Annotated in this window: 25 protein-coding genes; 13 read left to right on the top strand and 12 right to left on the bottom strand. The window is 60.8% G+C overall.

Translation table 11 applies throughout. The features are described 5' to 3' along the window. Positions 1-75: 75 nt before the first annotated feature. The 4 genes from V9L13_RS10290 (at position 76) to V9L13_RS10275 (ending at position 3,813) form a co-directional block, all read left to right on the top strand. Positions 76-504 carry a rhodanese-like domain-containing protein gene (locus tag V9L13_RS10290; protein ID WP_226500110.1) on the top strand — a complete coding sequence of 143 codons (429 nt, stop codon included), beginning with the start codon at positions 76-78 and terminating at the stop codon, positions 502-504. 326 nt (positions 505-830) lie between these two features. Beyond that, positions 831-1,610 carry an ABC transporter substrate-binding protein gene (locus V9L13_RS10285; RefSeq protein ID WP_103485101.1) on the top strand — a complete coding sequence of 260 codons (780 nt, stop codon included), beginning with the start codon at positions 831-833 and terminating at the stop codon, positions 1,608-1,610. A 203-nt stretch (positions 1,611-1,813) separates the two neighbouring features. Further along, positions 1,814-2,926, top strand: a complete 1,113-nt coding sequence (locus V9L13_RS10280) for a succinylglutamate desuccinylase/aspartoacylase family protein (protein ID WP_338802424.1) — start codon at positions 1,814-1,816, stop codon at positions 2,924-2,926. A gap of 170 nt (positions 2,927-3,096) precedes the next feature. Then, positions 3,097-3,813 (top strand): prolyl oligopeptidase family serine peptidase, encoded by a 717-nt coding sequence (locus V9L13_RS10275; RefSeq protein WP_003226190.1) that lies wholly within the window; start codon positions 3,097-3,099, stop codon positions 3,811-3,813. 3 nt (positions 3,814-3,816) lie between these two features. On the opposite strand, the gene V9L13_RS10270 is transcribed toward V9L13_RS10275, so the two are convergent. Together V9L13_RS10270 and V9L13_RS10265 are read right to left on the bottom strand one after the other, a co-directional pair. Beyond that, positions 3,817-4,383, bottom strand: a complete 567-nt coding sequence (locus V9L13_RS10270; protein ID WP_338802423.1) for a hypothetical protein — start codon at positions 4,381-4,383, stop codon at positions 3,817-3,819. 75 nt (positions 4,384-4,458) lie between these two features. Next, positions 4,459-5,253 (bottom strand): hypothetical protein, encoded by a 795-nt coding sequence (locus V9L13_RS10265; protein ID WP_338802858.1) that lies wholly within the window; start codon positions 5,251-5,253, stop codon positions 4,459-4,461. 131 nt (positions 5,254-5,384) lie between these two features. Between V9L13_RS10265 and V9L13_RS10260 the strand changes: the two genes are divergently transcribed. Both V9L13_RS10260 and V9L13_RS10255 read left to right on the top strand, forming a co-directional pair. Beyond that, the gene (locus tag V9L13_RS10260; RefSeq protein ID WP_338802422.1) at positions 5,385-5,921 is read left to right on the top strand and encodes a chalcone isomerase family protein; all 537 of its coding nucleotides are present in this window, start codon (positions 5,385-5,387) and stop codon (positions 5,919-5,921) included. A gap of 144 nt (positions 5,922-6,065) precedes the next feature. Further along, positions 6,066-7,385 carry an Nramp family divalent metal transporter gene (locus V9L13_RS10255; RefSeq protein ID WP_338802421.1) on the top strand — a complete coding sequence of 440 codons (1,320 nt, stop codon included), beginning with the start codon at positions 6,066-6,068 and terminating at the stop codon, positions 7,383-7,385. Positions 7,386-7,609: 224 nt separating this feature from the next. Here the strand turns inward: V9L13_RS10255 and V9L13_RS10250 are convergent, their stop codons facing one another. From V9L13_RS10250 to V9L13_RS10240, 3 genes are read right to left on the bottom strand one after another with little or no spacing between them, the layout of a single operon-like run. After that, a complete protein-coding gene (locus tag V9L13_RS10250) occupies positions 7,610-8,791 on the bottom strand; it encodes an acetyl-CoA C-acetyltransferase (protein WP_027611652.1) in 1,182 nt (393 codons plus the stop codon). 11 nt (positions 8,792-8,802) lie between these two features. Beyond that, positions 8,803-9,468 carry a CoA transferase subunit B gene (locus tag V9L13_RS10245; protein WP_003226176.1) on the bottom strand — a complete coding sequence of 222 codons (666 nt, stop codon included), beginning with the start codon at positions 9,466-9,468 and terminating at the stop codon, positions 8,803-8,805. A gap of 24 nt (positions 9,469-9,492) precedes the next feature. Further along, on the bottom strand, positions 9,493-10,191 hold the full coding sequence (locus V9L13_RS10240; protein ID WP_103485108.1) for a CoA transferase subunit A: 699 nt from the start codon (positions 10,189-10,191) through the stop codon (positions 9,493-9,495). Between the two features lie 262 nt (positions 10,192-10,453). On the opposite strand from V9L13_RS10240, the gene V9L13_RS10235 reads away from it, so the two are divergent. Next, complete coding sequence (locus V9L13_RS10235; protein WP_338802420.1) at positions 10,454-11,329, top strand: LysR substrate-binding domain-containing protein; 876 nt, start codon at positions 10,454-10,456, stop codon at positions 11,327-11,329. A 107-nt stretch (positions 11,330-11,436) separates the two neighbouring features. Here V9L13_RS10235 and V9L13_RS10230 read toward each other — a convergent pair whose 3' ends face one another. From V9L13_RS10230 to V9L13_RS10220, 3 genes are all read right to left on the bottom strand, one after another. Next, positions 11,437-12,279, bottom strand: a complete 843-nt coding sequence (locus V9L13_RS10230; protein WP_338802419.1) for an NAD-dependent protein deacetylase — start codon at positions 12,277-12,279, stop codon at positions 11,437-11,439. Positions 12,280-12,432: 153 nt separating this feature from the next. Next, on the bottom strand, positions 12,433-13,479 hold the full coding sequence (locus tag V9L13_RS10225; protein ID WP_338802418.1) for a class I SAM-dependent methyltransferase: 1,047 nt from the start codon (positions 13,477-13,479) through the stop codon (positions 12,433-12,435). A 326-nt stretch (positions 13,480-13,805) separates the two neighbouring features. Beyond that, complete coding sequence (locus V9L13_RS10220; protein ID WP_338802417.1) at positions 13,806-14,267, bottom strand: GNAT family N-acetyltransferase; 462 nt, start codon at positions 14,265-14,267, stop codon at positions 13,806-13,808. Between the two features lie 219 nt (positions 14,268-14,486). Here V9L13_RS10220 and V9L13_RS10215 point away from each other — a divergent pair, with 219 nt between their 5' ends. Next, complete coding sequence (locus V9L13_RS10215; RefSeq protein ID WP_201137221.1) at positions 14,487-15,299, top strand: class I SAM-dependent methyltransferase; 813 nt, start codon at positions 14,487-14,489, stop codon at positions 15,297-15,299. 133 nt (positions 15,300-15,432) lie between these two features. Here the strand turns inward: V9L13_RS10215 and V9L13_RS10210 are convergent, their stop codons facing one another. Beyond that, positions 15,433-16,155, bottom strand: a complete 723-nt coding sequence (locus V9L13_RS10210) for a CDP-alcohol phosphatidyltransferase family protein (RefSeq protein WP_003226166.1) — start codon at positions 16,153-16,155, stop codon at positions 15,433-15,435. Between the two features lie 259 nt (positions 16,156-16,414). On the opposite strand from V9L13_RS10210, the gene V9L13_RS10205 reads away from it, so the two are divergent. Then, entirely contained in the window at positions 16,415-17,179 is a 765-nt protein-coding gene (locus V9L13_RS10205) for a tellurite resistance TerB family protein (protein WP_338802416.1), read from the top strand. Between the two features lie 88 nt (positions 17,180-17,267). Here V9L13_RS10205 and V9L13_RS10200 read toward each other — a convergent pair whose 3' ends face one another. Then, complete coding sequence (locus V9L13_RS10200) at positions 17,268-17,726, bottom strand: transposase (RefSeq protein WP_262141554.1); 459 nt, start codon at positions 17,724-17,726, stop codon at positions 17,268-17,270. A gap of 314 nt (positions 17,727-18,040) precedes the next feature. Between V9L13_RS10200 and V9L13_RS10195 the strand changes: the two genes are divergently transcribed. Genes V9L13_RS10195 through ligD form a run of 3 tightly spaced genes read left to right on the top strand, consistent with a single transcriptional unit; the run spans position 18,041 to position 23,020 of the window. Continuing rightward, positions 18,041-19,420, top strand: a complete 1,380-nt coding sequence (locus tag V9L13_RS10195) for an iron-containing redox enzyme family protein (protein ID WP_338802415.1) — start codon at positions 18,041-18,043, stop codon at positions 19,418-19,420. 10 nt (positions 19,421-19,430) lie between these two features. Beyond that, the gene (locus V9L13_RS10190; RefSeq protein WP_103484851.1) at positions 19,431-20,384 is read left to right on the top strand and encodes a class I SAM-dependent methyltransferase; all 954 of its coding nucleotides are present in this window, start codon (positions 19,431-19,433) and stop codon (positions 20,382-20,384) included. A 17-nt stretch (positions 20,385-20,401) separates the two neighbouring features. Next, positions 20,402-23,020: a DNA ligase D gene (gene ligD, locus V9L13_RS10185; RefSeq protein WP_338802414.1), complete on the top strand. Its 2,619-nt coding sequence runs from the start codon at positions 20,402-20,404 to the stop codon at positions 23,018-23,020. Here ligD and V9L13_RS10180 read toward each other — a convergent pair whose 3' ends face one another. Together V9L13_RS10180 and V9L13_RS10175 are read right to left on the bottom strand one after the other, a co-directional pair. Further along, entirely contained in the window at positions 23,021-23,422 is a 402-nt protein-coding gene (locus V9L13_RS10180) for a hypothetical protein (RefSeq protein WP_338802413.1), read from the bottom strand. Positions 23,423-23,502: 80 nt separating this feature from the next. Continuing rightward, positions 23,503-23,817, bottom strand: a complete 315-nt coding sequence (locus V9L13_RS10175; RefSeq protein WP_003226153.1) for a DUF2388 domain-containing protein — start codon at positions 23,815-23,817, stop codon at positions 23,503-23,505. A 562-nt stretch (positions 23,818-24,379) separates the two neighbouring features. On the opposite strand from V9L13_RS10175, the gene mqo reads away from it, so the two are divergent. Continuing rightward, positions 24,380-26,026: a malate dehydrogenase (quinone) gene (gene mqo, locus V9L13_RS10170; RefSeq protein ID WP_338802412.1), complete on the top strand. Its 1,647-nt coding sequence runs from the start codon at positions 24,380-24,382 to the stop codon at positions 26,024-26,026. Positions 26,027-26,070: the final 44 nt, after the last annotated feature.

The following is a 26,070-nucleotide window of genomic DNA, read 5'->3' as shown; positions in this document are numbered from 1 at the left end:
TGCCCGCCACTGTAGCGCCAGGCGCTGGCTCGATAAAGTCTGTTTACACCCCCAACAGATTTAGGAGCTAACAGCATGACCAGCCTGGTTCGCGAAATTCCTGCCGCACCGTCAGCGATTGCCCTGATGCATTTCAGCAACCGCCTGACCTTCGAGACCGATTGTTCCGACGTCTTCAGCAGCCAGGAGGCCGGCGAAGTCGATTTTGTGCTGGTCGATGTGCGCGGGCCGCTGGCGTTCGAGCGCGGTCATGTGCCGGGCGCCATCAATATCCCGACACGTTTGCTGACGAGCGAAGGTCTGGCGGAGTATTCGAGGAACACGCTGTTCGTGGTCTATTGCGCCGGCCCGCACTGCAACGGCGCCAATAAGGCAGCGGTGAAACTGGCGGCGTTGGGTTACCCGGTCAAGGAGATGATCGGCGGCGTGACCGGATGGCTGGATGAAGGCTTTTCGCTGAGCGTCGAACAACCCGCCAAAACCCCCATCGCCTGCGAATGCTGAATGCTTTTGTAGGAGCTGCCGCAGGCTGCGATCTTTTGACTTTTTTTAAGAACAAGAGCAAAAGATCGCAGCCTTCGGCAGCTCCTACATGAGTAATAGGTACCCTTTTCGAGGGTTTGTCCTACAGCCTTTGCACCATGTCGGCGCACCGTTGATCCCGGTCAACGGTGGCGCCGATTTTCTGTAAGTATTTGTCGCTTAAACACAATTTGCCCTGTGCGCGTCGCCATAGACTGCCGGCCACTTCGGTTTTTGCTTTCAAAAAGCCATGACTGAACGTTCAATCGAAAGCTGCCAATAAAAGCCTCCGCACACAGGAGTAATAAATGAAAAAGCTAGTGATGTTCGGTGCCCTGGCACTGTCGATGTTGTCCCTGACCGCTGTGGCCGAAGACGCCAAACCGATTCGTCTGGGGATCGAAGCCGCTTACCCGCCATTCTCGATGAAAACCGCTGATGGCAAACTCACCGGGTTCGACGTCGATATCGGCGATGCCCTGTGCAAACAGATGGACGTCAAATGCGTGTGGGTCGAGCAGGAGTTCGATGGCCTGATCCCGGCACTCAAAGTGAAGAAGATCGACGCGATCCTGTCCTCGATGACCATCACTGACGACCGCAAGAAAAACGTCGATTTCACCATCAAGTACTACCACACCCCGGCGCGCTTCGTGATGAAGGAAGGCTCCGGTGTCAAAGACCCGCTGACCGAGCTCAAGGGTAAGAAAGTCGGCGTGCTGCGCGCCAGTACCCACGACCGCTATGCCACCGACATGGCCAAGGAAGCCGGGTTTGAAGTGGTGCGCTATGGCTCGCAACAGGAAGCCAACCTGGACATGAAATCCGGCCGTCTCGACGCGATGCTGGCGGACTCGGTCAACCTCAGCGACGGTTTCCTGAAGACCGACGCCGGTAAAGGCTTCGAATTCGTCGGCCCGACCTACGAAGACGCCAAGTACTTCGGCGGCGGTGCCGGGATTGCCGTACGCAAGGGCGATACCGAACTGGCCGAGAAATTCAACAAGGCCATCACCGAAATCCGCGCCAATGGTGAGTACAAGAAAGTCCAGGACAAGTACTTCGACTTTGATGTGTACGGTCATTAATACGCTGTAGAAAAAAGTGGCCCCGTGAATGCGGTGGCCACTTTTTTTGTGCTCTTTCCCTGAAGACAAAGACCCCCTGTGGGAGCGGGCTTGCTCGCGAAGGCGGTATAACATTCAACATAATCATTGATTGATACACCGCCTTCGCGGGCAAGCCCGCTCCCACAGGGGATTTTCGCCGATTCAATTTTCAGGAGTTACCCATGCAACGCATCGACCATGTTCTGCCCTGGAGCCATTTGGGCAGCGAACGTTCCCTCAGCGTCTTCCGTTACGGCGCGGGCACTCGCAAGGTGTACATCCAGGCCAGTCTGCACGCCGACGAACTGCCGGGCATGCGCACCGCATGGGAACTCAAACAACGCCTCAACGAGCTGGAACAGCAGGGTCGTCTGCAAGGCGTGATCGAGCTGGTGCCGGTGGCCAATCCGATCGGCCTCGACCAGCACCTGCAGGGCAGCCACATGGGCCGCTTCGAGCTGGGCAGCGGGAAGAATTTCAACCGCTCGTTTGTTGAACTCAGTGCGCCGGTGGCGGCGCGAATCGGCGAGCAACTGGGCAGCGATGCCGAGGCCAACATCGCCTTGATCCGCCAGACCATGGGGCAGGTGCTCGATGAGCTGCCAGCCCCGGCCTCGCAACTGGAAGCACTGCACCGCTTGCTGCTGCGCCATGCCTGCGACGCCGACATCACTCTTGATCTGCATTGCGATTTTGAAGCGGCGATTCACATCTACGCGCTGCCCCAACACTGGCCGCGCTGGCAATCGCTGGCGGCGCGACTGAAGGCTGGCGTTGCGCTGTTGTGTGAAGACTCCGGTGGCAGTTCGTTCGACGAATCATGCTCGTCGCCGTGGCTGCGCCTGGCGCGGGCGTTCCCGAACGCGGCGATTCCTCCGGCTAACCTCGCCACCACCCTGGAACTGGGCAGCATGGGCGACACGCGGGTCGATCAGGCCCAGGCCAATTGCGAAGCGATTCTCGGCTTTCTCGCCGAGCAGGGCTTCATCAGCGGCGAATGGCCGGCGGCACCGAGCGAATGCTGCGAAGGCATGCCGTTCGAAGGCACCGAATACCTGTTTGCGCCGCACCATGGCGTGGTCAGCTTCCTGCGCAATGCCGGGGAATGGGTCGAGAAGGGCGATGCGCTGTTCGAGGTGGTGGATCCGTTGAATGACCGGCTCACCACCGTGCGCGCCGGCACCAGCGGCGTGCTGTTTGCGATTGATCGCGGGCGTTACACCCAGCCGGGGATCTGGCAGGCCAAGGTGGCGGGGCGCGAGCCGATTCGGGTGGGCAAGCTGATCAACGACTGACAGATTTCCTTGGATTTTCTTGCCTCATCGCGAGCAGGCTCACTCCTGCATTTGGAATGCGTTGTCCCTGTAGGAGTGAGCCTGCTCGCGATAGCGGTCTCGCCAGCACCACAATCTTCAGAGAGTGTTAGGCTCACCGACGAACCCGACACTCTGTGAAGGAAGGCTTTATGTTGAAGGCGTTTGCCCTGTTAACCCTCCTGGCGTCCAGCGCCGTCCATGCGCAAACCACGCTGCAAAGCGACTTGCCACTGAAGTACATCGAACAGGTTCACCCGGACGCTGACACTCGGCCACTGGTTATTTTTCTGCACGGCTACGGCAGTAACGAAGCCGATCTGATCGGTATGAAGTTTCAGCTGCCGGCGCAGTACAACTACTTGTCGGTGCAGGCGCCGTTGGCGTTGGGCGAAGGGCGTTTCCAGTGGTTTCGCAAGAAAGGCGAAGGTGCCTACAACGGCGAGACCGATGATCTGAAGGCCAGCGGCCAGAAGTTGCGGGATTTTGTCGCGCAGGCAGCGCAGAAATATCACGCCAGCCCGGACAAGGTGTACCTGATCGGTTTCAGCCAGGGCGCGATGATGACCTACGAAGTGGGCTTGCGTCCGCCCGTGGCGGTCGGTGGCATCGCGGCGTTGAGCGGACGGCTGTTGCCGGTATTGAAAACCGAGCTCAAGGCGCAGCAACAACCGTTGCCGCTGAAGATTTTCATCGGCCACGGCACCGCCGATGATCGGGTGCCGTACCGCGACGGCACCGCGGCCAATGCGCTGCTGCAAAAACTCGCCTACACACCCGAGTTTCACGCCTATCCCGGCGTCGGCCACAGCATTAGTGCGGCCGAGCTGCGCGACTTGAATGCCTGGCTGCAGCAGCTCAATCCGTGACGATCACTTGTCCTTGAGGATGGTTTTCACCAGTGCATCGTGACCGCTCTTGTCGTTGGCCCGGGAAATCACCTGGACCAGCGCCATGCGCTTGCCGGAGGCGGCGAGCAGGGTGGTGTTGAGTGTCTGGCCGCCGCCCTGAGTGGCGGTGCTGTCGACCTGACGCACACCGAGGCCGCTGCTTTTCTGGGTCAGGCTTTTTTCACTGAGCTTATTGAAATCCGGCAGAGCCTTGCGTTGATCATCAATGAAACTCGCCAGGCTGCCATCGAGAAATTCGTTGTCGTTGTCCTTGACGCTGGCGCCACCGGCGATCTGGTTTTCGGCGGCGATGACCACAGTCTTGGTCGCCTGATTGGTGTACATCGTGCCCTTGGCACCGGTTGGCCCGGCCGGCAGCGGGTCGGCGGTGAAGCCTTTGGGCAGGACGAAGGTGAACTTGCCGTCGAGCATCGACACGTTGTTGGTCGAGGCCTTTTCCTTGGGCTTGGCTGCCTGGGCGTTGAGGGCGCCGAGACCGGCGACCGCCGCCAGCAACAGGACGACGGCTTTCTTGCTGAGCAATGACATGTGAATCTCCGAGGGATGGTCGCGCCAGGGCCGCGATGATCCCACGGAGCATGCCTGGCATTCCAGCGCGGTTTGTCAGGCGTTTGCGTCAGCCTTGGGGTGGTTGGCCTTTGCCGGGACCTGTCGAGCCAGCAACTTGCGAGTGACGCCGAGCATGGCCACCGACACCGCGATACCGGCGATGAATCCGCTGAGACCCAGGCTTGGCAGGGTCAGCGCCGACACCAGGCAAAACGCCGAAAACGAGTACATGCCGATCGCCGTCGCCCGCAGCAATGCCGCGGTAAACGCCGGGCCGCGGGTCTGCTGCGAGAACACCGCCATCACACTGCCGAGCACCGGGAACACCGCGAGCAGGCCGCTCCAGCGCTCACCCACGGTACTCGCGAGCATCGTCACCAGCAGCGTCAGCGCCGCGCCGGCAATCATGCGCCAGATCAGTTTGTCCGACTTCGGCGCCGGGCCATTCAACACTGGTTGCACGTCGGGAAACAGGTGCGGCGCCGCCAACAGGGCAGTCGCCGCCGCAGCGATCGAGAACGGCAGCGACGGCGGAATCAGCGACAACACCAGCGCCAGTCCCGCCCACACCGACAGCGAAACCGTCAACGCCCACGGCCAGTTCGCCCGCTGCGCCACCTGCGCGTAGGTGATGCAGAACGCGATCATGGCAAACATCGCTGACAGCGCTGCGATCGCTGATTGCGCAGCAAACTGCGGCCCCTGTTCGATGGCGAGGAAAAACAGAATCGGCCCGACCACCACCGGCAACCCCGACAGCCAACCGGCCACGCTCGGCCCCCAGCGCTTGCCGGCGAGGGAAATCAGCAGCAGAAATCCGGGGATCAGCAGTAATTTGAGAATCAGCACGCGGGAGGCCTCGGGGAAGGAAGTGGCCAAGGTAACCGATTGGCGCATTGATCGACAGTTTTTGTATACAAAGCCTACGGGTGATATCCGCTATGCTCTGAAGATCAGGGTTTACCGGAGTCGATACCGCGATGAGCAAACCATCGAAGTTGCTGCGTGGGTGCTGTGGCATCGGCTTGTGGGCGTTGTTACTCACGCCGACCTGGGCCAATTGGCAGGACGCCGTGCCCGGCGCGCAAATCATCGGCACCGGGGATTTCAGTGTGTTCGGTTTCGACGTCTACAACGCTCGGTTGTGGAGCGCGGCACGCCCGTTGTCGACCGAACAACCCTTCGCCTTGGAGCTGATCTATCGGCGCAAGATCTCCCGTGACGATCTGGTGCAGGCCAGTGTCGATGAAATCAAACGGCTGGCCGGCTCGGGAGTCAGTCCGGCACAACTGGCCGCGTGGCAAGGGCAAATGGAGCAATCGTTCGTCGATGTGCAGGCTGGCACACGGATTACAGGCGTGTATCTGCCAGGGCAGGGCGCACGGTTTTTTGTCGGTCAGCAGTTGCAGCATGAAATCGATGATCCGCAGTTTGCCCGGGCGTTTTTCGATATCTGGCTGGATCCGCGTACCCGTAACCCCGAGTTGCGTCAGCAGTTACTGGGTGTGAGTCGTTAAGATCAAAAGATCGCAGCCTTCGGCAGCTCCTACATTGGAATGCGTTGCACTCCAGGAGCTGCCGAAGGCTGCGATCTTTTGCTCTTCAAGGGTTCAACTGAAACGTCTAAGCTGCGACTTTCCGACTTGTTTCTGGATGTGTGCGTGAAATTCAGCTTACCCAAAATTGCCACTGCGCCGTTCTGCCCGCCGGAAGTGGCCGGCAGTGTGGAAGTCGATCCCCGCGCCTCGTTTTTCAAACGTGCGCTGCGTTTTGCCGGTCCCGGATTGCTGGTGTCGATCGGCTACATGGACCCGGGCAACTGGGCGACGGCCATCGAGGCCGGTTCGCGTTTTGGTTACAGTTTGCTGTTTGTGGTGCTGCTGGCGAGTCTGGCGGGGATGGTCGTGCAGTGCTTGTGTTCGCGCCTGGGGATTGCCACCGGGCGCGATCTCGCGCAACTGTCCCGCGAGCGCTACAGCACGCCGGCCGCACGCCTGCAATGGGTGCTGGCGGAAATCTCGATCATCGCCACCGATCTGGCCGAAGTGCTCGGTTGCGCCCTGGCATTCCACTTGTTGCTCGGCTGTTCGCTGACCTTCGGCATCGCCCTGACAGCCTTCGACACGCTGCTGGTACTGGCCCTGCAGAACCGTGGCTTCCGTCGGCTGGAGGCGATCATGCTGGTGCTGGTGGCGACCATCGGCGTGTGTTTCTTCGTTGAACTGGTACTGATCAAACCCTACTGGCCAGACGTGTTCGCTGGCTTCAAACCGTCGCTTTCGGCGATCAGCGATGCCGCGCCGCTGTATCTGGCGATCGGCATCCTCGGCGCCACGGTGATGCCGCACAACCTCTACCTGCACACCTCGATCGTGCAGACGCGGATGATCGGCCAGGACCTGGCGAGCAAGCAGGACGCGGTGAACCTGGCACGCATCGACACCATCGGTTCACTGGCGCTGGCGTTGCTGGTCAACGCGGCGATTCTGATTCTGGCGGCGGCTGCGTTTCACCAGTCAGGGCATTCCGACGTGGTCGACATTCAGGACGCCTACCACCTGCTCGACCCGCTGGTCGGTGGCGCGCTGGCCAGTGTGCTGTTCGGCGTCGCATTGCTGGCGTCGGGACAGAGCTCGACGTTCACCGGGACCATCGCCGGACAGGTGATCATGGAGGGTTATCTGAACCTGCGGATTCCCTGCTGGCAGCGGCGTTTGATCACTCGCGGACTGGCACTGATCCCGGCGTTCATCGGCGTGTGGCTGATGGGGGATAACGCGGTGGGCAAGTTGCTGGTGTTGAGTCAGGTGGTGCTCAGCCTGCAACTGCCATTTGCGCTGTACCCGCTGATTCGCATGACCAGCGACAAACAGCTGATGGGGCCGTTTGTGAATAGACTGCCGACCAGGGTGCTGGCGTGGGGCTTGTTTGCGGTGATCAGTGGGGCGAATGCCTGGTTGATTTTGCAGATGGCGGTGTGAGCCCTGGTTTATCTGTAGCCTGAGCTGGCCCCTTCGCGAGCAAGCCCGCTCCCACCCTGGAATGCATTCCCCTGTGGGAGCGGGCTTGCTCGCGAAGAGGGAGGAACATTCACTGCAAATTTCAAAGGACAAAAAAACACCCGGTGCAACGCAAGTCGCACCGGGTTTTTGTTGCCAGCGAGCAGCGGATGTCGTGGATCCACCGCGAGCTGTGAACTCTTGGATTAAGCGCGTTCCAGCGCCAGCGCCACACCCTGACCGCCGCCGATGCACAGGGTCGCCAGACCTTTCTTCGCATCACGCTTGATCATTTCGTGCAGCAGCGTCACCAGCACCCGGCAACCCGACGCACCGATCGGGTGACCGAGGGCGATGGCGCCGCCGTTGACGTTGACCTTGTCCAGATCCCATTGCAGATCCTTGGCCACTGCCAGCGATTGCGCAGCGAAAGCTTCGTTGGCTTCGATCAGGTCGAGTTGGCCGATGTTCCAGCCCGCCTTGTCCAGGCAGCGGCGAGTGGCCGAGACCGGGCCGATGCCCATGATCGCCGGGTCAACGCCGGCGTTGGCGTACGCGGCGATTTTTGCCAGCACCGGCAGGCCCAGGGCCTTGGCTTTCTCGGCGCTCATCAGGATCACCGCAGCGGCGCCGTCGTTCAGCGACGAAGCGTTGCCGGCGGTGACACTGCCGTCCTTCTTGAACGCCGGACGCAGTTTCGCCAGCGATTCGGCGGTGGTGTCGCCGCGTGGTTGTTCGTCGACCTTGAACGCTACCGGGTCACCTTTGCGCTGTGGGATCAGGATCGGCGTGATCTCATCGACAAAGCGCCCGGCCTCGATGGCAGCCGCCGCTTTGCGCTGCGAAGCGGCGGCGAAGGCGTCCTGCTGCTCGCGGCTGATCTCATATTTATCGACCAGATTTTCGGCAGTGATGCCCATGTGGTAATCGTTGAACGCATCCCACAGACCATCGCTGATCATGGTGTCGACGATTTGCGCATGCCCCATGCGCAGACCGGTGCGTGCGCCCGGCATCACGTAGTTGGACAGGCTCATATTCTCCTGACCGCCAGCGATGATCACCTCGGCATCGCCGCAACGGATCGCCTGCGCGCCCAGGTGCAGGGCTTTCAGGCCCGAGCCGCAAACCTTGTTCAAGGTCATGGCCGGCACGGCGTGGGGCAGGCCGGCCTTGATCGCCGCCTGACGCGCCGGGTTCTGGCCGGCGCCGGCAGTCAGTACTTGGCCCATGATCACTTCATCGACCTGCGCACCGTCCAGACCAGTCTGTTCGAGCAACTGGCGAATCACCGCAGCGCCCAGATCCACCGCGGACACGCTGGCCAGAGAACCCTGGAAACTGCCGATCGCGGTGCGGGTGGCGGCAACAATTACGACGTCTTGCATTTTCGAATTCCTCACTGGGCAGCGAACTGCATTTCCGGTACGTGATCCGGGACGATCAGTTTACCAGCGGTTTTGGCGACGATTTCCTCGACGCTGACGCCAGGTGCGCGTTCCTTGAGGACAAAAGCGCCATTTTCAATTTCCAGATAGGCGAGGTCGGTCAGTACGCGCTTGATGCAGCCGGCGCCGGTCAGCGGCAGGCTGCACTTGGCCAACAGTTTGGACTCACCGTCCTTGGAAGCGTGGGTCATGATCACGATGATGTTGTCGGCGCCAGCCACCAGATCCATCGCGCCGCCCATGCCCTTGACCAGTTTGCCGGGAATCATCCACGAAGCGATGTTGCCTTCGACGTCGACTTCGAACGCACCGAGTACGGTCAGGTCGACATGCCCACCGCGGATCATCGCGAAGGATTCGGCGGAGTTGAAAATCGATGCACCGATGCGCGCGGTGACGGTCTGTTTGCCGGCGTTGATCATGTCGGCATCGATGGTGTCTTCAGTCGGAAAAGGCCCCATGCCGAGCAGGCCGTTTTCCGATTGCAGCATGACTTCCATGCCTTCGGGAATGTAATTGGCGACCAGGGTCGGAATGCCGATGCCGAGGTTGACGTAGTAGCCGTCCTGCATTTCGCGGGCGACGCGCTGAGCCATTTGTTCGCGGGTAAGTGCCATGTTTTTATTCTCCGTCAGCCTGAATTATTTGCGGATAGTGCGCTGTTCGATGCGCTTTTCGAACGTGCCGCAAATGACCCGGTCGACGTAGATGCCGGGGGTGTGGATCTGCGACGGATCCAGCTCGCCGGGCTCGACGATTTCTTCGACTTCGACCACAGTGATCTTGCCGGCGGTGGCGGCCAGCGGGTTGAAGTTCTGCGCAGTGTGGCGGTAGATGACGTTACCGAAATGGTCGGCTTTCCAGCCTTTGACGATGGCGAAGTCGCCGGTGATGGACTCTTCCATCAGGTATTTGCGCCCGTTGAACTCGCGCACTTCCTTGCCTTCGGCGACCGGGGTGCCGACGCCGGTGGCGGTGAAGAAGGCCGGGATGCCGGCGCCGCCTGCGCGCATTTTCTCGGCGAGGGTGCCTTGCGGGGTCAGGATGACTTCGATCTCGCCCTTGAGCAGTTGCTCTTCGAACAGTTTGTTTTCGCCGACGTAGGAGGCGATCACCTTGCTGATCTGGCGGTCGGTCAGCAGCACACCGAGGCCGAAACCATCGACGCCGCAGTTGTTGGAAACCACGGTGAGGTCGCGGGTGCCCTTGCGCTTGATCTCGGCGATCAGGTTTTCCGGGATGCCGCACAGGCCGAAGCCGCCGGCGATTACGGTCATGCCGTCTTCCAGGCCCGCCAGAGCTTCCTCGTAGGAACTCACGCGCTTGTCAAAACCTGCCATATGCACCTCTTTTATTGTTTGTCGGGCGGCTGGCTAGCCGAATGACTGGAGTGTCTCGCTGAGGGATATATTTGTTAAGTTGATTTTTAAGGTTGATTGATTGATAAAGCTCAATAGTTGACGCTATCCCTGTAGGAGCTGCCGCAGGCTGCGATCTTTTGATGTTGTTTTTAAGATCAAGATCAAAAGATCGCAGCCTGCGGCAGCTCCTACAGTGGTTATGGCGTTTATCCGGCAATATCGCGCAAGGGCGCTATCCAGTATGACCGTCAAACAGATCCGCGCCTTTCTCGCCGTGGCCCAGAGCCTGAGCTTCGCTGTGGCCTGTGAGCGCCTGCACCTGTCGCAATCGGCACTGAGCCTGACCATCAAGGCGCTGGAAGAGGGGCTGGGTGGGCGGCTGTTCAGCCGCAACACGCGCAACGTGGCGCTGACTGCCGAAGGCGAATCGCTGCTGCCGTTGGCCCGGCGCCTGATCGCCGACTGGGACAACGCCGAAGACGAAATGCGCCAGCGCTTCAGCCTGCAACGCGGACGGGTGACGCTGGCGGCGATGCCATCGTTTGCCGGCAACCTGCTGCCGCCGATCCTCAAGACGTTCCGCGCGCGCTATCCGAACGTCAATGTCACGGTCAACGACGTGATCAACGAGCAAGTGCTGGAGATGGTCCGCGACCGGCAGGTGGAGTTGGGCGTGGCATTCGAGCCGATGCAGAACACCTCGCTGACGTTTACCCCGCTGTACATGGACCGCTTTGTCGCCGTGGTGCCACAGGATTCAGCGCTGGCCGGGCTTGGCGAAATCGACTGGCAGACCTTGCTGCAGGAACCGTTCATCACCCTGCAACGGCCGTCGACGGTACGGGTGATGCTCGAAGAACACTTGCAGGCCCGGGGCCTGAAACTGCCGGTGGAATTCGAAAGCCATCAACTGGCAACGGTTGGGCGCATGGTTGCCAGCGGGCTGGGAGTCAGTGCGGTACCGGCGTTGTGTGCCGAGCAGATGCAGGAACTGGGTGCGTGTTGCCTGACCTTGAATGACTCGGTAGAACGGGCGATTGGCGTGCTGACTGAGCCGGGCAATGAACTGTCGGCGGCGGCGCAGGCACTGTTCGATATTCTCAAGGCCGAACATTGATCCTGTGGGAGCGGGCTTGCTCGCGAAGGCGGGGTATCAGTCGAGGACAGTCTTGGCTGAAAGGACGCTTTCGCGAGCAGGCTCGCTCCCACAGGGTAATCATCGGTTCAGGAAGTCAAGCGTTGCACCAGCAGCGGCAGCAGTTGCTCGCATGACGCCTCGATCTTCAGATCCAGCAGATCATCGGCGCGGGTCTTGCCCAGATTGATCGCCAGCAACGGCTTGCCCCGATCAGCAATCACCCGGCACAGACGAAACGCCGAATACGCCATCAGCGACGAACCCACCACCAGCAATCCCGCAGCATTCTCTGCCGCCGCCATGGCTCGCGCCGCTGTCGCTTGCGCCACGTTCTCGCCGAAAAACACCACGTCCGGCTTCATCCGTTCACCGGCGCAATACGGGCACTGCGGAGTCTGAAAGCGTGCTTCGAAGGCCGGGTCGAGCAGGGTATCGCCGTCCGGCGCCTGCACCGCGTCGACCCCGGCCAGATACGGATTCTGCTCGACCATCCGCTGCTGAATGTCGTCACGCGCGCTGCGCTGGCCGCAATCCAGGCACAGCACCCGGTGCAGGCTGCCGTGCAATTCGATCACGTCCTGACTGCCGGCCTGATCGTGCAGGGTATCGACGTTCTGCGTGATCAAGGCACTGATCAGTCCCCGGCGCTGCAAATCGGCCAGTGCTTGATGCGCGGCATTGGGCCGCGCCTGACGCACCCGCGGCCAGCCAAGCATGGCCCGCGCCCAGTAGCGACGACGTGATTCCGGGGCGGCGAGAAATTCCTGATACATCATCGGCTGCCGGCCACGACGCACTCCTTCGCTGTCGCGGTAATCCGGGATGCCCGACGGCGTGCTGATACCGGCGCCGGTCAGCACCAGGAAATCGCCATCGACCATGGCCTGGTGCAAGATGTCGAGTTGTTCGCGGGTCGGGCTGTCGAGCATGGTCAGCGCTCCGGGGAGGACGATGCCCGCAGGTTAGCATTAACCTTGTGGCGAGGGAGCTTGCTCCCGCTGGACTGCGCAGCAGGCCTGTTGTTGCGGTCGCTTCGCAACCCGACGGGAGCAAGCTCCCTCGCCACAGGTGATAGCGGTGATCTATTTGCGCGCCTCCAGAATCAGATTGAACGGCGTCTGCGTCGCCCGGCGGAAATGCTTGAAACCGGCCTCGGCAAACACCTTGCGCAAGCGCATTTCTCCGGCCTGCGCACCCAGCCCCAGCCCGACTTCCTGCGACAGCGAATTCGGCGTGCAGATAAAGGTCGAGGCCGCGTAAAACAGTCGCCCAACCGGGTTGATGTTGTCGTCCAGCGCATCGTTGGCAAACGGCTCGACCAGCAGCACCGTGCCGTCATCCTTCAACGATTTAAACGCATGCCGCGCAGCGCCGACCGGGTCGCCCATGTCGTGCAGGCAGTCGAAGTAGCAGATCAGGTCGTAGTCGCTGCCGGGGTAACTTTTGGCAGTGCTCTGGAGGAATTTCGCCCGGCTGCTGACGCCACCTTCTTCGGCGCGCTGGGTGGCGACGGTGATCGACGGCGCGTGGAAGTCAAAGCCGACGAATTGCGAGTTGGGAAACGCCTGCGCCATGAGCACCGTCGAGGCGCCGTGGCCGCAGCCGATGTCGGCGACTTTGGCGCCTTTTTCGAGTTTGGCGACCACGCCGTCCAGCGCCGGCAGCCATTCCGCGATCAGGTGACCTTTGTAGCCGGGGCGAAAGAAGCGTTCGGTGCCGCTGAACATGCAGGGGTGATGATCGCCCCAGGGCAGGGCGCCGTTGCCGCGCATGGCTTTGACCAGTTTGTCCTTGTCGTGGAAGAACGACGCCACCACACCGAGTCCGCCGGCGACATACACCGGCGAGTCTTCGACAGCCAGGGCCAGCGCCTGCTCTTCCGGCAGACGGAACTGGCCATCGTGGTGTTCCATATAGCCGGACGCGGCGTGGGCGCTGAGCCATTCGCGCACCAGGCGCGGGTTGCAGGTGGTTTTTTCGGCGAGGGCTTGCGGGGTAATCGGCTGACTGTCGGCCATTGCCCGGTACAGCCCGAGTTCTTCGCCAACGATCACGTTCGCCAGCATTGCGGCGCCGCCCATGTCGTTGACCAGTTTGCCCATGAATGCATTGAGCCTTGATTCGTCCATCACGAGTGCTCCTGATACAGGATCACCGTCCGGTGGCAAAACGATGTCGAGGCATGGGCCGCAGGGCAGTGGTCACAGAAGTGGGCAGGGCACAGCTGACTCCGTCCTGCATTCCCCCTCGACCGGGTAATGAATCAGTCTAGCCGGGCTGGAGCAAGATGCAGCGTTTGTGGCTCACACAATCCCCCTGTGGGAGCGGGCTTGCTCGCGAAGGCGTTGTATCAGTCAACTAATCGGCTAGCTGACACACCGCTTTCGCGAGCAAGCCCGCTCTCACGTGGATTTGTGATGCTCCATTCCGTCGTTTAGTGCCAGTCGCCGCCCGTTCACAGGTCGCGCACCATCAGCCATTGATCGTTGTCCCAGGCCCGAAAGCGCTCCAGCACGGTCCAGCCACGTTTGGCGTAGTAGTCCTGCTTGCTTTGCGTATGCAGATAGAAACGCGCGAAGCCACGCTGTTTCGCCGCCTGGCTGATGCCTTCGATCAGACGCTCTGCCAGACCCTGGCCCCGGGCTTCAGGGCTGACAAACACGCAGGCCAGCCACGGGCCGAGATCCGGGCGCAGGGCCAGATCCGCTCGGGCCAGCGCCGCACCGCCGAGCAGGCGCTCACCGTCCAGCGCAATCAGGCACGGCCAGTCGCCATTGCTCTGGCCGGCGGAGAACTCGCGTTGCCATTCGGCCAAGGGTTGCTCGGCGTATTCGTAGGCAAATTGGCGGTGAATCCACTCGGCGTAAGTGTCGCTGTGCTGCAGATGATCGACGAGCCATACGAGACGCAGGGACATTGTGGGAATCCATTCGCGGAAGACGGGAAGGCATGAGAGCCGATTGCCCCGCCCGTGGCAATCCCGCCAGTGTTTCGAGGGCTTTACAAAATCCCGCCACTCATCGGCCCGGCCACTGTTTTAGCGGCTCTTCGGACGATTGACTGGGACGCCGTTGACCCTCGGCGCGATAGTGGAGTGAGTGGGCCAGTCCCCCCAACCTGCAGCGGAGCACGATTGATGAGTACCCCCATTGATCTGACGGGCCTGAAAGAGCGCCAGAAAGTCGCCTGGGCCAGCGGCGATTATGCGGTGATCGGCACCACCTTGCAGATCGTCGGCGAAAACCTCGCCGAGGCCTGTGACTTGCGCTGCGATGAGGAGGTGCTGGATGTCGCCGCCGGCAATGGCAATGCGACTCTGGCGGCGGCGCGGCGCGGTTGTCAGGTGACTTCGACCGACTATGTCGCGGCGTTGCTGGAGCGTGGACAGGATCGGGCGCGGGCCGAGCATCTTGATGTGATTTTTCAGGTCGCCGATGCCGAAGCATTGCCGTTCGCCGACGAGAGTTACGACGCGGTGCTCTCGACGTTCGGCGTGATGTTCGCCCCGGATCAGGCCACCGCGGCTGCGGAATTGGCGCGGGTCTGCCGACGGGGCGGGCGGATCGGCCTGGCGAACTGGACGCCGGAAGGCTTCGTCGGCCAGATGTTCAAAGTCCTCGGCCGCCACGTGCCGCCGCCCGCCGTGGCCCAGCCGCCGTCGAACTGGGGCACCGAAGCGTGGTTGCACAGCCACTTCGATGAGCGCCAGTTCCTGCTGCAGGTCACGCGGCGCACGTTCAACTTCCGCTATCGCTCGGCGGCGCATTTCATCGACATTTTCCGCCACTGGTACGGGCCGGTGCACAAGGCCTTTGCGGCACTGCCGCCGGAAAGCGGGCAGGCGCTGGAGAGTGATCTGGCGGACCTGCTCAACCGCTCGAACCGGGTGGGAGAGCGATCGCTGGTGGTGCCGAGCGAGTACCTTGAGGTGGTCATCACCAAACGCTGAAAGATCAATGAAACCTTTGTAGGAGTGAGCCTGCTCGCGATGGCGCTGTGTCAGTAGAAAAATATCCGACTGACATACCGCCATCGCGAGCAGGCTCACTCCTACAGGGGAATGGTGTTTGACAGGTATGGCGCTATTTCAAATGCGCCCCATCAACCCACTCCAGCGCCGTACGCCAGATGCAGATCCCCAGAAAGTACGCCGACGCCAGCAGCCACAAACCCATCACCAGCGGATTGATCACCGGGTGATTGAGCACCAGCGACAGGCTGCACAGCAGCCAGATCGCCGTGACCGCGATGTTGATCGGCATGAACCGTCGCACGCGGAAGGGGTGGAGGAATTTCATGCGGGTGACGGTCAACAGCGCCAGACCGATGATGGTCAAAAAGGTGATCCACGGCCCCGGATTGATGATGTACAGGCACAGGGCAACCACGTTCCACGCGGCGGGGAAGCCGACGAAATAGTTGTCCTTGCTCTTCATGTTGACGTTGCAGAAACAGAACAGCGACGACACCAGAATCAGCGACACGCTCAGCAGCAAGGTGTAGTCGGGCAGGGGAATGTAGCGGTAGATAAACAGCGCCGGGATGAACACGTAGGTCAGGTAATCGATCACCAAATCGAGGATCGAACCATCGAAACTCGGCAGCACCGATTGCACATTGACCTTGCGTGCGAGCGCCCCGTCGAGGCCGTCGACGATCAACGCCACGCCCAGCCACATCAGGCAATGGGTCGGCTGGTTCTCCAGCAGGGCGAGGGTCGCCAGAAATGCAGTGACCACGCCGGTCGCGGTAAAACCATGGGCGCCCCATGCTTTGAGCCTGGCGATGTGTACGGTCGATATCACAGGGGCGTTCTCCAGATAAATGAAGCAAGCCGGTTATCACCCTTTGGCAAAGGGCGCCGGCAAACCGGGTCGGGTTGCAGCTATCGACCGGTCAGGCCGGGATAAGGTTCATCACCTTTGAATCTTAGCTGGCCGCACAAAAAATACCTCGGCGAAATCCGCCGACGGCAGCCGGTGTCAGCCAAACGGTGCTGGCGCGCCGGCGTCGGCGGTCTATCGTTGCCTGACGCAGTTATTGCCAATGCCTGAGGACGAGATCATGAACACCAGCGATTTGCTCGAACAACTGCTACGAGGCCAGGCCTCGGCGGGACAATCTAGTGGCGCCTCGGCCGGCGCAGGTCTGGGCGGACTGGGCGGCTTGCTCGGAGGCCTGTTGGGCGGCGGCGCGAGTACCGGCGCCAGTGGCGCGCAGTCCGGTGGGCTGGGCGGTTTGGGTGGATTGCTGGGGGGCTTGCTTGGCGGCGGTGGCGGTGGATTGGGCGGCGCGCTGGGCGGGGCACTCGGTGGCGGCGGTACACAAAGTCGTTCCGGCGGCACCAATTATGCGGCACTGGCCTCGCTGGGGATGATGGCGTTCCAGGCGTATCAGGCTTGGCAACGCAGCCAGGCGTCGGCGGCGCCACAGCAGATTCCGCCAACCGCAAATCTGCTGGCTGGGCCCGAAGTCGAGGAACACGGGCATGCTGTGCTGCGGGCGCTGATCGCGGCAGCCAAGGCTGACGGTGAGATCGACGCACGGGAACGGCAAATGATCGATGAAGAGATTGGCAAACACACCGATGATCCAGGATTGCAGCAATGGTTTAACGCTGAAGTTGCCAAACCGCTGGATGCGAACGAAGTCGCGCAGGCGGCCAAAGGCGACCCAGCGACGGCCGCCGAAATGTACCTGGTCAGCGTGATCCTGGTGGACGATCAGCAAGACGCCGAACGCACCTACCTGGATGAACTGGCTGCCGCGTTGCAGATCGACCCGCAATTGCAGGTGCACCTGGAACAGCAGGCCAAGGGGACGGTTTAAAGCAGAATCAAAAGATCGCAGCCTTCGGCAGCTCCTACAGAGACGAATTCCAATGTAGGAGCTGCCGAAGGCTGCGATCTTTTGACCTTCAGAGCCAGACAGCATCCCACAACGGGTAATCACCCAAACGCTGCACAAGACCTGCCCGCAATGGATTCATGACAATGTAGCGGGCGGCCGCTTTAAGGTCTTCATCGCGACGCAAGGCCCGGTCGTGATATCCGCGTTGCCACAGCGGCTCCGAATTGCCTTGCAGCAGATTGACCGAGCGACTACTGCGCGATTTGACGCGGCACATTAATTGCGCCAGAGAGCCTTGTTTTAATTCGACCAGCCAATGGAGGTGGTCCGGCATCACAACCCAGGCTAGCGAATGAACCATTCCCGCTTGATCGGCAGCCCGCATCTGTCCTACCAATAGTCGTCCCGCTCTCCAATCCGAAAAAACCGGTCGACGCTCCTCAACCACCGCCGTCAGCATATAAACCCGCCCAACCTCCGAATAACGTCCCTTACGTAAACCGCAGGCTTTTGCAGCTTCAGGCATTCCATTGCCCTCCGTAAACATCGTCCTTGAACACTAGCGCTCCAAAAACAACCCGCTCGGCCAAGCCATTACACGATGTAAATGTAGGAGCTGCCGAAGGCTTCGATCTTTTGATCTTGATCGTAAAAGACAAAATCAAAAGATCGCAGCCTTCGGCAGCTCCTACAGTGGTCAAGTGAAAGAGAAATGGCGCTGATCCGGCCGTCCGTCAGGGCGATTTTCATGTCGATTGAATTTTTCTCCGTAGCGGTTGCTCTGCTGCTGTAGAGGCGTGAAACAACGCCCTGACCGGCCAACCGAGCGAGAACACTGACATGACTGCCCTGACCCCTCTGCATGCGCCGAGTGCGCAGCACCAGCCCATCACTGCCAACGGTGAATTGCGGCGTATTTATGAGGCACTGCTGCTCGAGGATCAGCCTGAAAATCTTGCGCAGGATTTTCTCGCCGAGCAGTTGCAACGTGCCGCGCTGTTACCCGAAGCGCTACCGCAGGATCCGTCTGCCTGGCAGGACTGGGTCGCCGGACATTGCACCGACATTGCCCGGCAATACGCCGACTACCTGCAACAGCGCCAGGCTGGCGGGCCGCGTCAGTTCTTCAGCAACAAGGCCCATGCGCTGTATTTTCTGCAAGCCGTGGCGCCGACCAAACTGGTGGATGGCGCGTGGTTGTACGGTTTGTTGCCGCAGTGGCGCGACCCGCGTTTCGACAGGTTGCTGTGTACCTATCTGGAAGAACTCGGCGACGGCAATCCTGCGCAGAATCATGTGGTGATCTATCGCAAACTGCTCGCTGAACACGGCTTGCAGGACGCCGGCGCGATTGCCGATGAACGCTATCTGCAAGGCGCGCTGCAACTGGCACTCGGTGCCTGTGGCGACAGCTTTCTGCCGGAGGTGATCGGCTACAACCTCGGCTACGAACAATTGCCGCTGCACTTGCTGATCAGTGCCTATGAACTCAGCGAGCTGGGCATCGATCCGTACTACTTCACCCTCCACGTGACCATCGACAACGCCAGCACCGGCCATGCGCAAAAAGCCGTGCAGTCGGTGCTCGACCTGCTGCCACTGGAAGCTGATCGTGGCGAATTCTTGCGCCGGGTGTCTTTGGGCTATCGACTCAATGACCTGGGACAGGGCAGCCGCGCGATCATCGAAGGTTTCAACCTTGAACAGGAAGTGCTGGCGATGCTCGAGCGCAAACGTCCGTTCGGTCAGCACATGCATTCCGACTACTGCCGCTTCGAAGGCAAAACCGTCAATCAGTGGCTGGCCACCCCCGAGCAACTGCCCGGATTCCTTCAGGCGATGCAGGACAAAGGCTGGATCAAGCGCAATCAAGATCCGCAGGCCAGCCGCTTCTGGCAGTTGATCGATGGCGACGGCGCGGCGATGTTCGGCGTGTTCAGCCCCTATGAAAAGCAGCTGCTGCACGACTGGATTGCCGGCGACTGGACGCCGTCCGAGAAAGCCCAGGCGCCAAGACGCACTCGTCAGGTCGCCACCCCGGACGCCGCCGTGCCCGAACACGATCCCGATGTGCAGCGCCTGACGGCCGCGCTGCAAGGTCAGGGCGGACACGCGCAAATGGCGACGCTGATCCCATGGTTGTCACCGGCCCGGCACGCGCACCCGGCGGGGCTGCTGGCGACACGTCGCTTCATCGAACTCAAATCCAGTCTGCGCTAAGGAAATCTCCATGAATCAGGAAGAACAACTGTCCGCCAACGACCTGACACTGCTGCAACTCGGCCGGCGCTTGCAGGCTGACGGCTACCGTTTCGTCACGCCGACGCCCTTGACTCATCAGCGCGTCAACCAGCGTGACGAAGGGCAGGTCGCCGACACCCTGCGCGACGTCTTCGGCTGGTCGCGCCCGTTCGAGCCGGGGCTGTTGTCTGCCGACGAACAACGGCAATTGCAGGATGCACAAGTGATTGACGTCTACGACGGCCGCTTGAAGAGCCGGGTGCGCTGGTCGAGTCTGGATGACTTGCTGTTCGTGCATTCGGGATTTCCCACCGACGCCGCCGACTCGGTATTTTTCGGTCCCGACACCTACCGTTTTGCGCAACTGATTCACGCGCATCTGCAGCAGAGTTTCGCGCCGATCCAGCGTGCCGTGGACATCGGCTGCGGTGCCGGTGTCGGGGCGATTCTGATTGCCCGCGCCCGGCGTGAAGCGCAAGTGCTGGCGGTGGACATCAACCCCGCCGCGCTGCGCCTGACCGCGATCAACGCGGCACTGGCCGAGGTCGCCAATGTCGAGGTGCAGGCCAGCGATGTGTTGCAGGGCACCGAAGGCAGCTTCGACCTGATTGTCGCCAACCCGCCGTACATGGCCGACCCGGCCGGGCGCGCCTATCGGCATGGCGGTGGCTCGCTCGGCGCCGGACTGTCGCTGCGTATCGTCGAGCAGGCGCTCAATCGGCTGGCCCCCGGTGGTTCGTTGCTGCTCTACACCGGCGTGGCCATGGTCGATGGCCGCGATCCGTTTTTCGATACGGTGGTGCCGCGCCTGGATTCGACGCGATTCGCCTGGACCTATCGCGAACTGGACCCGGACGTGTTCGGTGAAGAGTTGTTGAACCCCGGTTACCAGCGAGTGGACCGGATCGCCGTGGTCGCGCTGACTGTGACCCGCATTGGCTGACACAAGGCAGGTGCGCCATGACCAGGAACCTCGACGACTACAACCGCATGCGCGATTTTTCGGCGACGTCTGAGCCCGCCGCCGTCAAACGCCGTGGCCGCAGCAAGGCCAGCGACCATGCGCTGCAGTTCTGCATTCAGAAGCACGACGCTTCGCACCTGCATTACGACTTTCGCCTGGAGCTCGATGGCGCGCTGAAGAGCTGGGCGGTGCCGAAGGGGCCGTCGCTCGATCCAAAGGTCAAGCGCCTGGCGGTGCACGTCGAAGACCATCCGCTGGATTACGCGACGTTCGAGGGCAGCATTCCCGAAGGGCATTATGGCGCGGGCGATGTGATCGTCTGGGATCGCGGCGTGTGGATTCCGCTGGAGGATCCGACCAAGGCTTACGCCAAGGGCAAACTCAAGTTCGAGCTGCAAGGCGAAAAGCTCTCCGGCATCTGGAATCTGGTGCGCACGCACATGCCGGGCAAGAAGGAAAACTGGTTTCTGATCAAACATCAGGACAGCGCCGCCCGCCCGCAAGACGACTATGACGTGCTCAGTGCAGAGCCGGACAGTGTGCTCAGCGAACGTACCCTGATCAGCAAACCGAGGCTCGCCGCCGAGCAAGCCAAACCTGTGAAAAAGTCTGCGGCCAAACCTCGCAAAGCGGCGTCCGGAACACTCACCGGAGCACGCAAGGCCAAACTGCCGGCGCAACTCAAGCCGGAACTGGCGACCCTGGTCGACAGCGCACCCGAAGGGCAGTGGAGCTACGAGATCAAGTTCGATGGCTATCGGATCATGGCGCGCATCGATCACGATCAGGTGCAACTGTTCACCCGCAACGGTCACGACTGGACGCACAAACTGCCACAACAGGCGCAAGCCCTCGCTGAGCTGGGCCTTGAATCCGCATGGCTGGACGGCGAAGTGGTGGTCACCAACGAACGCGGTGTACCGGACTTTCAGGCGCTGCAAAACGCCTTCGAAGCCGGGCGCAGCGCCAGCATCATGTACTACCTGTTCGACATGCCGTACCTCAACGGTGTCGACCTGCGCGAAGTGCCGGTCGAGGAGCGCCGCGCGGCGTTGTCCACGGTGCTCGGCGGGCATGAGCAGCCGTTGCTGCGCTTCTCCGAAGCCTTCGACGAAACGGCGGACGCACTGCTCAACAGCGCCTGCCAGATGCAGATGGAAGGGTTGATCGGCAAACGCCTCGGCTCGCCTTACGTGTCGCGGCGCAGCAGTGACTGGATCAAGCTCAAGTGCAAGCATCGGCAGGAATTCGTGGTCGTCGGCTATACCGATCCGAAAGGTTCGCGCAGTGCGTTCGGCGCGTTGCTGCTGGGCCTGCATGATCGCGACAGCGGCGAGTTGCGCTATGCCGGTAAGGTCGGCACCGGGTTCAACGAAACCACGCTGAAAAGCATCCTCGCCCAGCTCAAACCGTTGCAGGTGAAGAAGGCGGCGGTGGTCAATCCGCCGAGCGGCTTCGAAGCCAAAGGCGTGCATTGGCTCAAACCGAATCTGTTGGCAGAAGTGGCGTTCGCTGAAATGACCAAGGACGGCTCGGTACGCCACGCCGTGTTCCATGGTCTGCGCAATGACAAACCGGCCAAGGCAATTACCGAGGAGCGAGCGAAATCCGTGAAAACTTCAGCGAAAGCCACCCCTGCGAAAAAAGCTGCCGCGTCAAAGAAAGCTAGCGAATCAAACAAAACGGCTGAGTCAAGGAAAGCCGAACCGGCGCCATCACAGCTGGGGCTGGCCAGCGGCAAGGTGCGTATCACTCACCCGGATCGGGTGATCGATGCGGTCAGTGGCACCACCAAGATGCAACTGGCCGAGTATTACGCCAGCGTCGCCGAGTGGATTATGCCGCAGCTCAAGGATCGCCCGGTCGCGCTGGTACGGGCGCCGGACGGCATCGCCGGCGAGCTGTTCTTCCAGAAAAACGCCGAGCATCTGGCGATTCCCGGCATCACCACGCTGGACAAGGATGTCACTGGTCAGCCGGTGATGCTGATCAACAACGCCGAAGCGTTGATCGGCGCGGTGCAGATGAGCACGGTCGAGTTGCACACCTGGAACGCCACCACGGTCGATCTGGACAAGCCTGACCGGTTTGTCCTCGATCTCGACCCCGACCCGGCATTGCCATGGAAAAGCATGGTGGAAGCCACGGCACTGACCCTGACCGTACTCGATGAACTGGGACTCAAGGCGTTCCTCAAGACCAGCGGCGGCAAAGGCATTCACCTAGTGGTGCCGTTGACGCGCAAACTTGGGTGGGATGAGGTCAAGGACTTCAGCCACGCGATCGTCAGCCATATGGCCAAGCTGTTGCCGGAACGGTTTTCTGCGGTTTCGGGGCCGAAGAATCGGGTTGGACGGATCTTCATCGACTATCTGCGTAACGGTCTTGGCGCGACGACGATCTGCGCTTACGCCGCGCGCACCCGTGAAGGCTTGCCGGTATCGGTGCCGATTTATCGCGAAGAGGTGGCCGAGCTGAAGGGGGCCGATCAGTGGAACGTGAGCAACGTCCACCAGCGCCTGGCGGAGGTCGGTGACGAGCCGTGGGCAGACCTGAAGAAAACCCGCCAGAGCATCACCGCAGACATGCGCAAACGGCTGGGCCTGAAAAAGTAATCAGGCGTCGCGCAGCAGGTCGTGAGCGTTGAGTAGTTCGAAAGCAATTTCCGGTCGATTTTCCAGACCTCGGCGGATCGCCGCCGGGATTGCTTGCCGGGTTTTGCGGCACAGGCCGGGCAGTTCGTCGATGACGATTGCAATGCCGCGCATGGTGCGCACCTCATTGAAGCCCGGTGCGACGTCCACGCGAATGCCCAACTGCTCGAACATCTTGCGCTGCAGGCGTTCGAGATCGGCCAGACTCTGCAGGTTTTCCAGACGTTCGAGCAGGCGCTTTTCTTCCTGCCGGGTCAGCTGCAAGATGCGCATATCCGCGCCGGGCGTTTCCAGCAAGGGATCGCGCCCGCAAATGCAGGCGCCGGGTGGGCAGGGCGAGCGAATGGGCAAAGGAGTCGTCATGGCCTCCATCATAGAGGCCGTTCGGCCAGTTTGCCCATGGTCGCTCAGTTCCCATCCATCGGCGGTGCTATACGGGCCTGTTACTGATTCAGGCCTTCGTAATGCGCCAGTATCGCGTTGGCCAGCTCTTCATCACTGGCGTTGATGCCGGGATTGTCCTGTCGCACCTGTTGCAATACAGACTCCAGATAGACCCCTCGGATCGCTCCGTCGCTGGCGACAAATGCCGTCAGGTCGTCACGGGCGGGGATGACCATCTTGTGGTCCTTGAAGGTTGAATAAAGCGAAGCGGATACCCCGGCCGAGGTAGCGACGTCCTTGGCATCCACACGGGCCATGGCCGAGCCGAATGGCAGGCATAAGATTAACGACGAAACGAGCAATAACTTGCGCATGACGGTGTTCCTCCACAAGCGCGAAGCAAAAGGGAAGTACTACATAGCGTGAGAGGTGTGCGAAAGGAGGGAGTTCCATCGAAGCACAGGACTCAGTGAGCGCCTGGTGAGCAAGGCACCTGCTATTAACTGTAGACCCGATTTGCCTGCCAGCCCTGCGCGAATCGCTGAAAGACTTCAGCCAGAGCGGCCGCAGGGTCATGTTCCGCCCAGGCCGGCCGATAAAGCCCAGAGCGGAAAAAGACTCTCAAGTCGGGAACAGACGCGCGGGTTTGCCCTGACGTGATATTCTTCGCGCCAACTTGGTTTGACCTAATTCAGTCTGCCTGCCCTTGGGGTGGGCTGACGGAATCCCTGTCGCTCAAGTAGCTGAAGCCAATAATGATAAGAAGTCAGTTCAGAAGGGACATTAACTGAGGTCGATGCAGTCCGTCGGCCTTGTGTGCCCACCCGTCAAAATTGCAGTGTGAAGGTGCTCGCGACCCTGGCCTGAGTGTCGCGAAAAAGGCTCCCACACGTACAACAGCGGCGGGCGGAAGGCGTTTTATCATAGGTGCAACAGATGTTTAAGAAAGTGAACACGGCCTTGCTGGGGCTGGCTTTGGCGATGGGGATGTCTTCCGCCAATGCCGCAGAAGCGAAGAAAGTAGATGTACTGCTGATCGGCGGCGGCATCATGAGCACCACCCTGGGTGTGTGGATCAATGAGCTGGAGCCAAGCTGGTCGATGGAAATGGTCGAGCGCCTGGACGGCGTCGCCCTGGAAAGCTCCAACGGCTGGAACAACGCCGGTACTGGTCACTCCGCCCTGGCTGAGCTGAACTACACCCCGGAAGACGACAAGGGCAACGTTACGATCCCGAAAGCCGTCGAGATCAACGAAGCGTTCCAGGTGTCGCGTCAGTTCTGGGCCTGGCAGGTTCAGCAAGGCGTTCTGAAGAACCCTCGCTCGTTCATCAACACCACTCCGCACATGAGCTTCGTGTGGGGCGATGACAACATCAAGTTCCTGAAAAAGCGCTACGAAGCCCTGCAAGCGAGCCCGCTGTTCGCCGGTATGCAGTACTCCGAAGACCCGGCTGTGATCAAGAAGTGGGTCCCGCTGATGATGGAAGGGCGTGACCCGAACCAGAAAATCGCGGCCACCTGGAGCCCGCTGGGTACCGACATGAACTTCGGCGAAATCACCCGCCAGTTCGCCGGTTACCTGCAGACCAAGCCTAACTTCGACCTGAAGCTGTCCAGTGAAGTCGAAGACATCACCAAGAACGCCGACGGCACCTGGCGCGTCAGCTACAAAAACCTGAAAGACGGCACCAAGACCGAAACCGACGCCAAGTTCGTGTTCATCGGCGCTGGCGGCGGCGCTCTGCACCTGCTGCAGAAGTCGGGCATTCCTGAAGCCAAGGAATACGCTGGCTTCCCGGTGGGTGGTTCGTTCCTGGTAACCGACAACCCGGCCATCGCCGAGCAGCACCTGGCCAAGGCCTACGGTAAAGCTTCGGTTGGCGCACCGCCGATGTCGGTTCCGCACCTGGACACCCGTGTCCTGGACGGCAAGCGCGTCATCCTGTTTGGCCCATTCGCGACCTTCAGCACCAAGTTCCTCAAAGAAGGCTCGTACCTGGACCTGCTGACCAGCACCACCACCCACAACATCTGGCCTATGACCAAGGTCGGCATCAAGGAATACCCGCTGGTCGAGTACCTGGCCGGTCAACTGATGCTGTCGGATGAAGACCGCATGAACGCGCTGAAGGAATACTTCCCGAACGCCAAAGCCGAAGATTGGCGCCTGTGGCAAGCCGGCCAACGCGTGCAAATCATCAAGCGTGATGAAGCCGCTGGCGGCGTGCTGAAACTGGGCACCGAAATCGTTGCTGCACAAGACGGCTCCATCGCCGGCCTGCTGGGCGCATCGCCAGGCGCGTCGACCGCTGCACCGATCATGCTGAGCGTGCTGCAGAAAGTCTTCAAAGACAAAGTCGCCACCCCTGAGTGGCAAGCCAAGCTGCACCAGATCGTGCCAAGCTACGGCACCCAGCTGAACAGCGATCCGGCCAAAGTGGCACAAGAGTGGGCATACACCGCCAAGATCCTCGAACTGCCAACGCCTCCGGTAATCGGTCAGGCGGCTGCTCCAGCTGCACCTGCAGCTGAAAAAGCTGACGCACCGAAGGAAAATGCTGCACGTGACATGGCTCTGTAACTAGACGCCAGATACGCAAAAGCCCACTGAGCCGATAACGGTCA

Origin of the sequence: Pseudomonas sp. RSB 5.4 (assembly GCF_037126175.1) — a bacterium.
In the GTDB taxonomy this organism is placed as follows: domain Bacteria; phylum Pseudomonadota; class Gammaproteobacteria; order Pseudomonadales; family Pseudomonadaceae; genus Aquipseudomonas; species Aquipseudomonas fluorescens_H.
The sequence above is the reverse complement of the archived record's forward strand: the minus strand, read 5'-3'. Positions and strand labels throughout refer to the sequence as shown.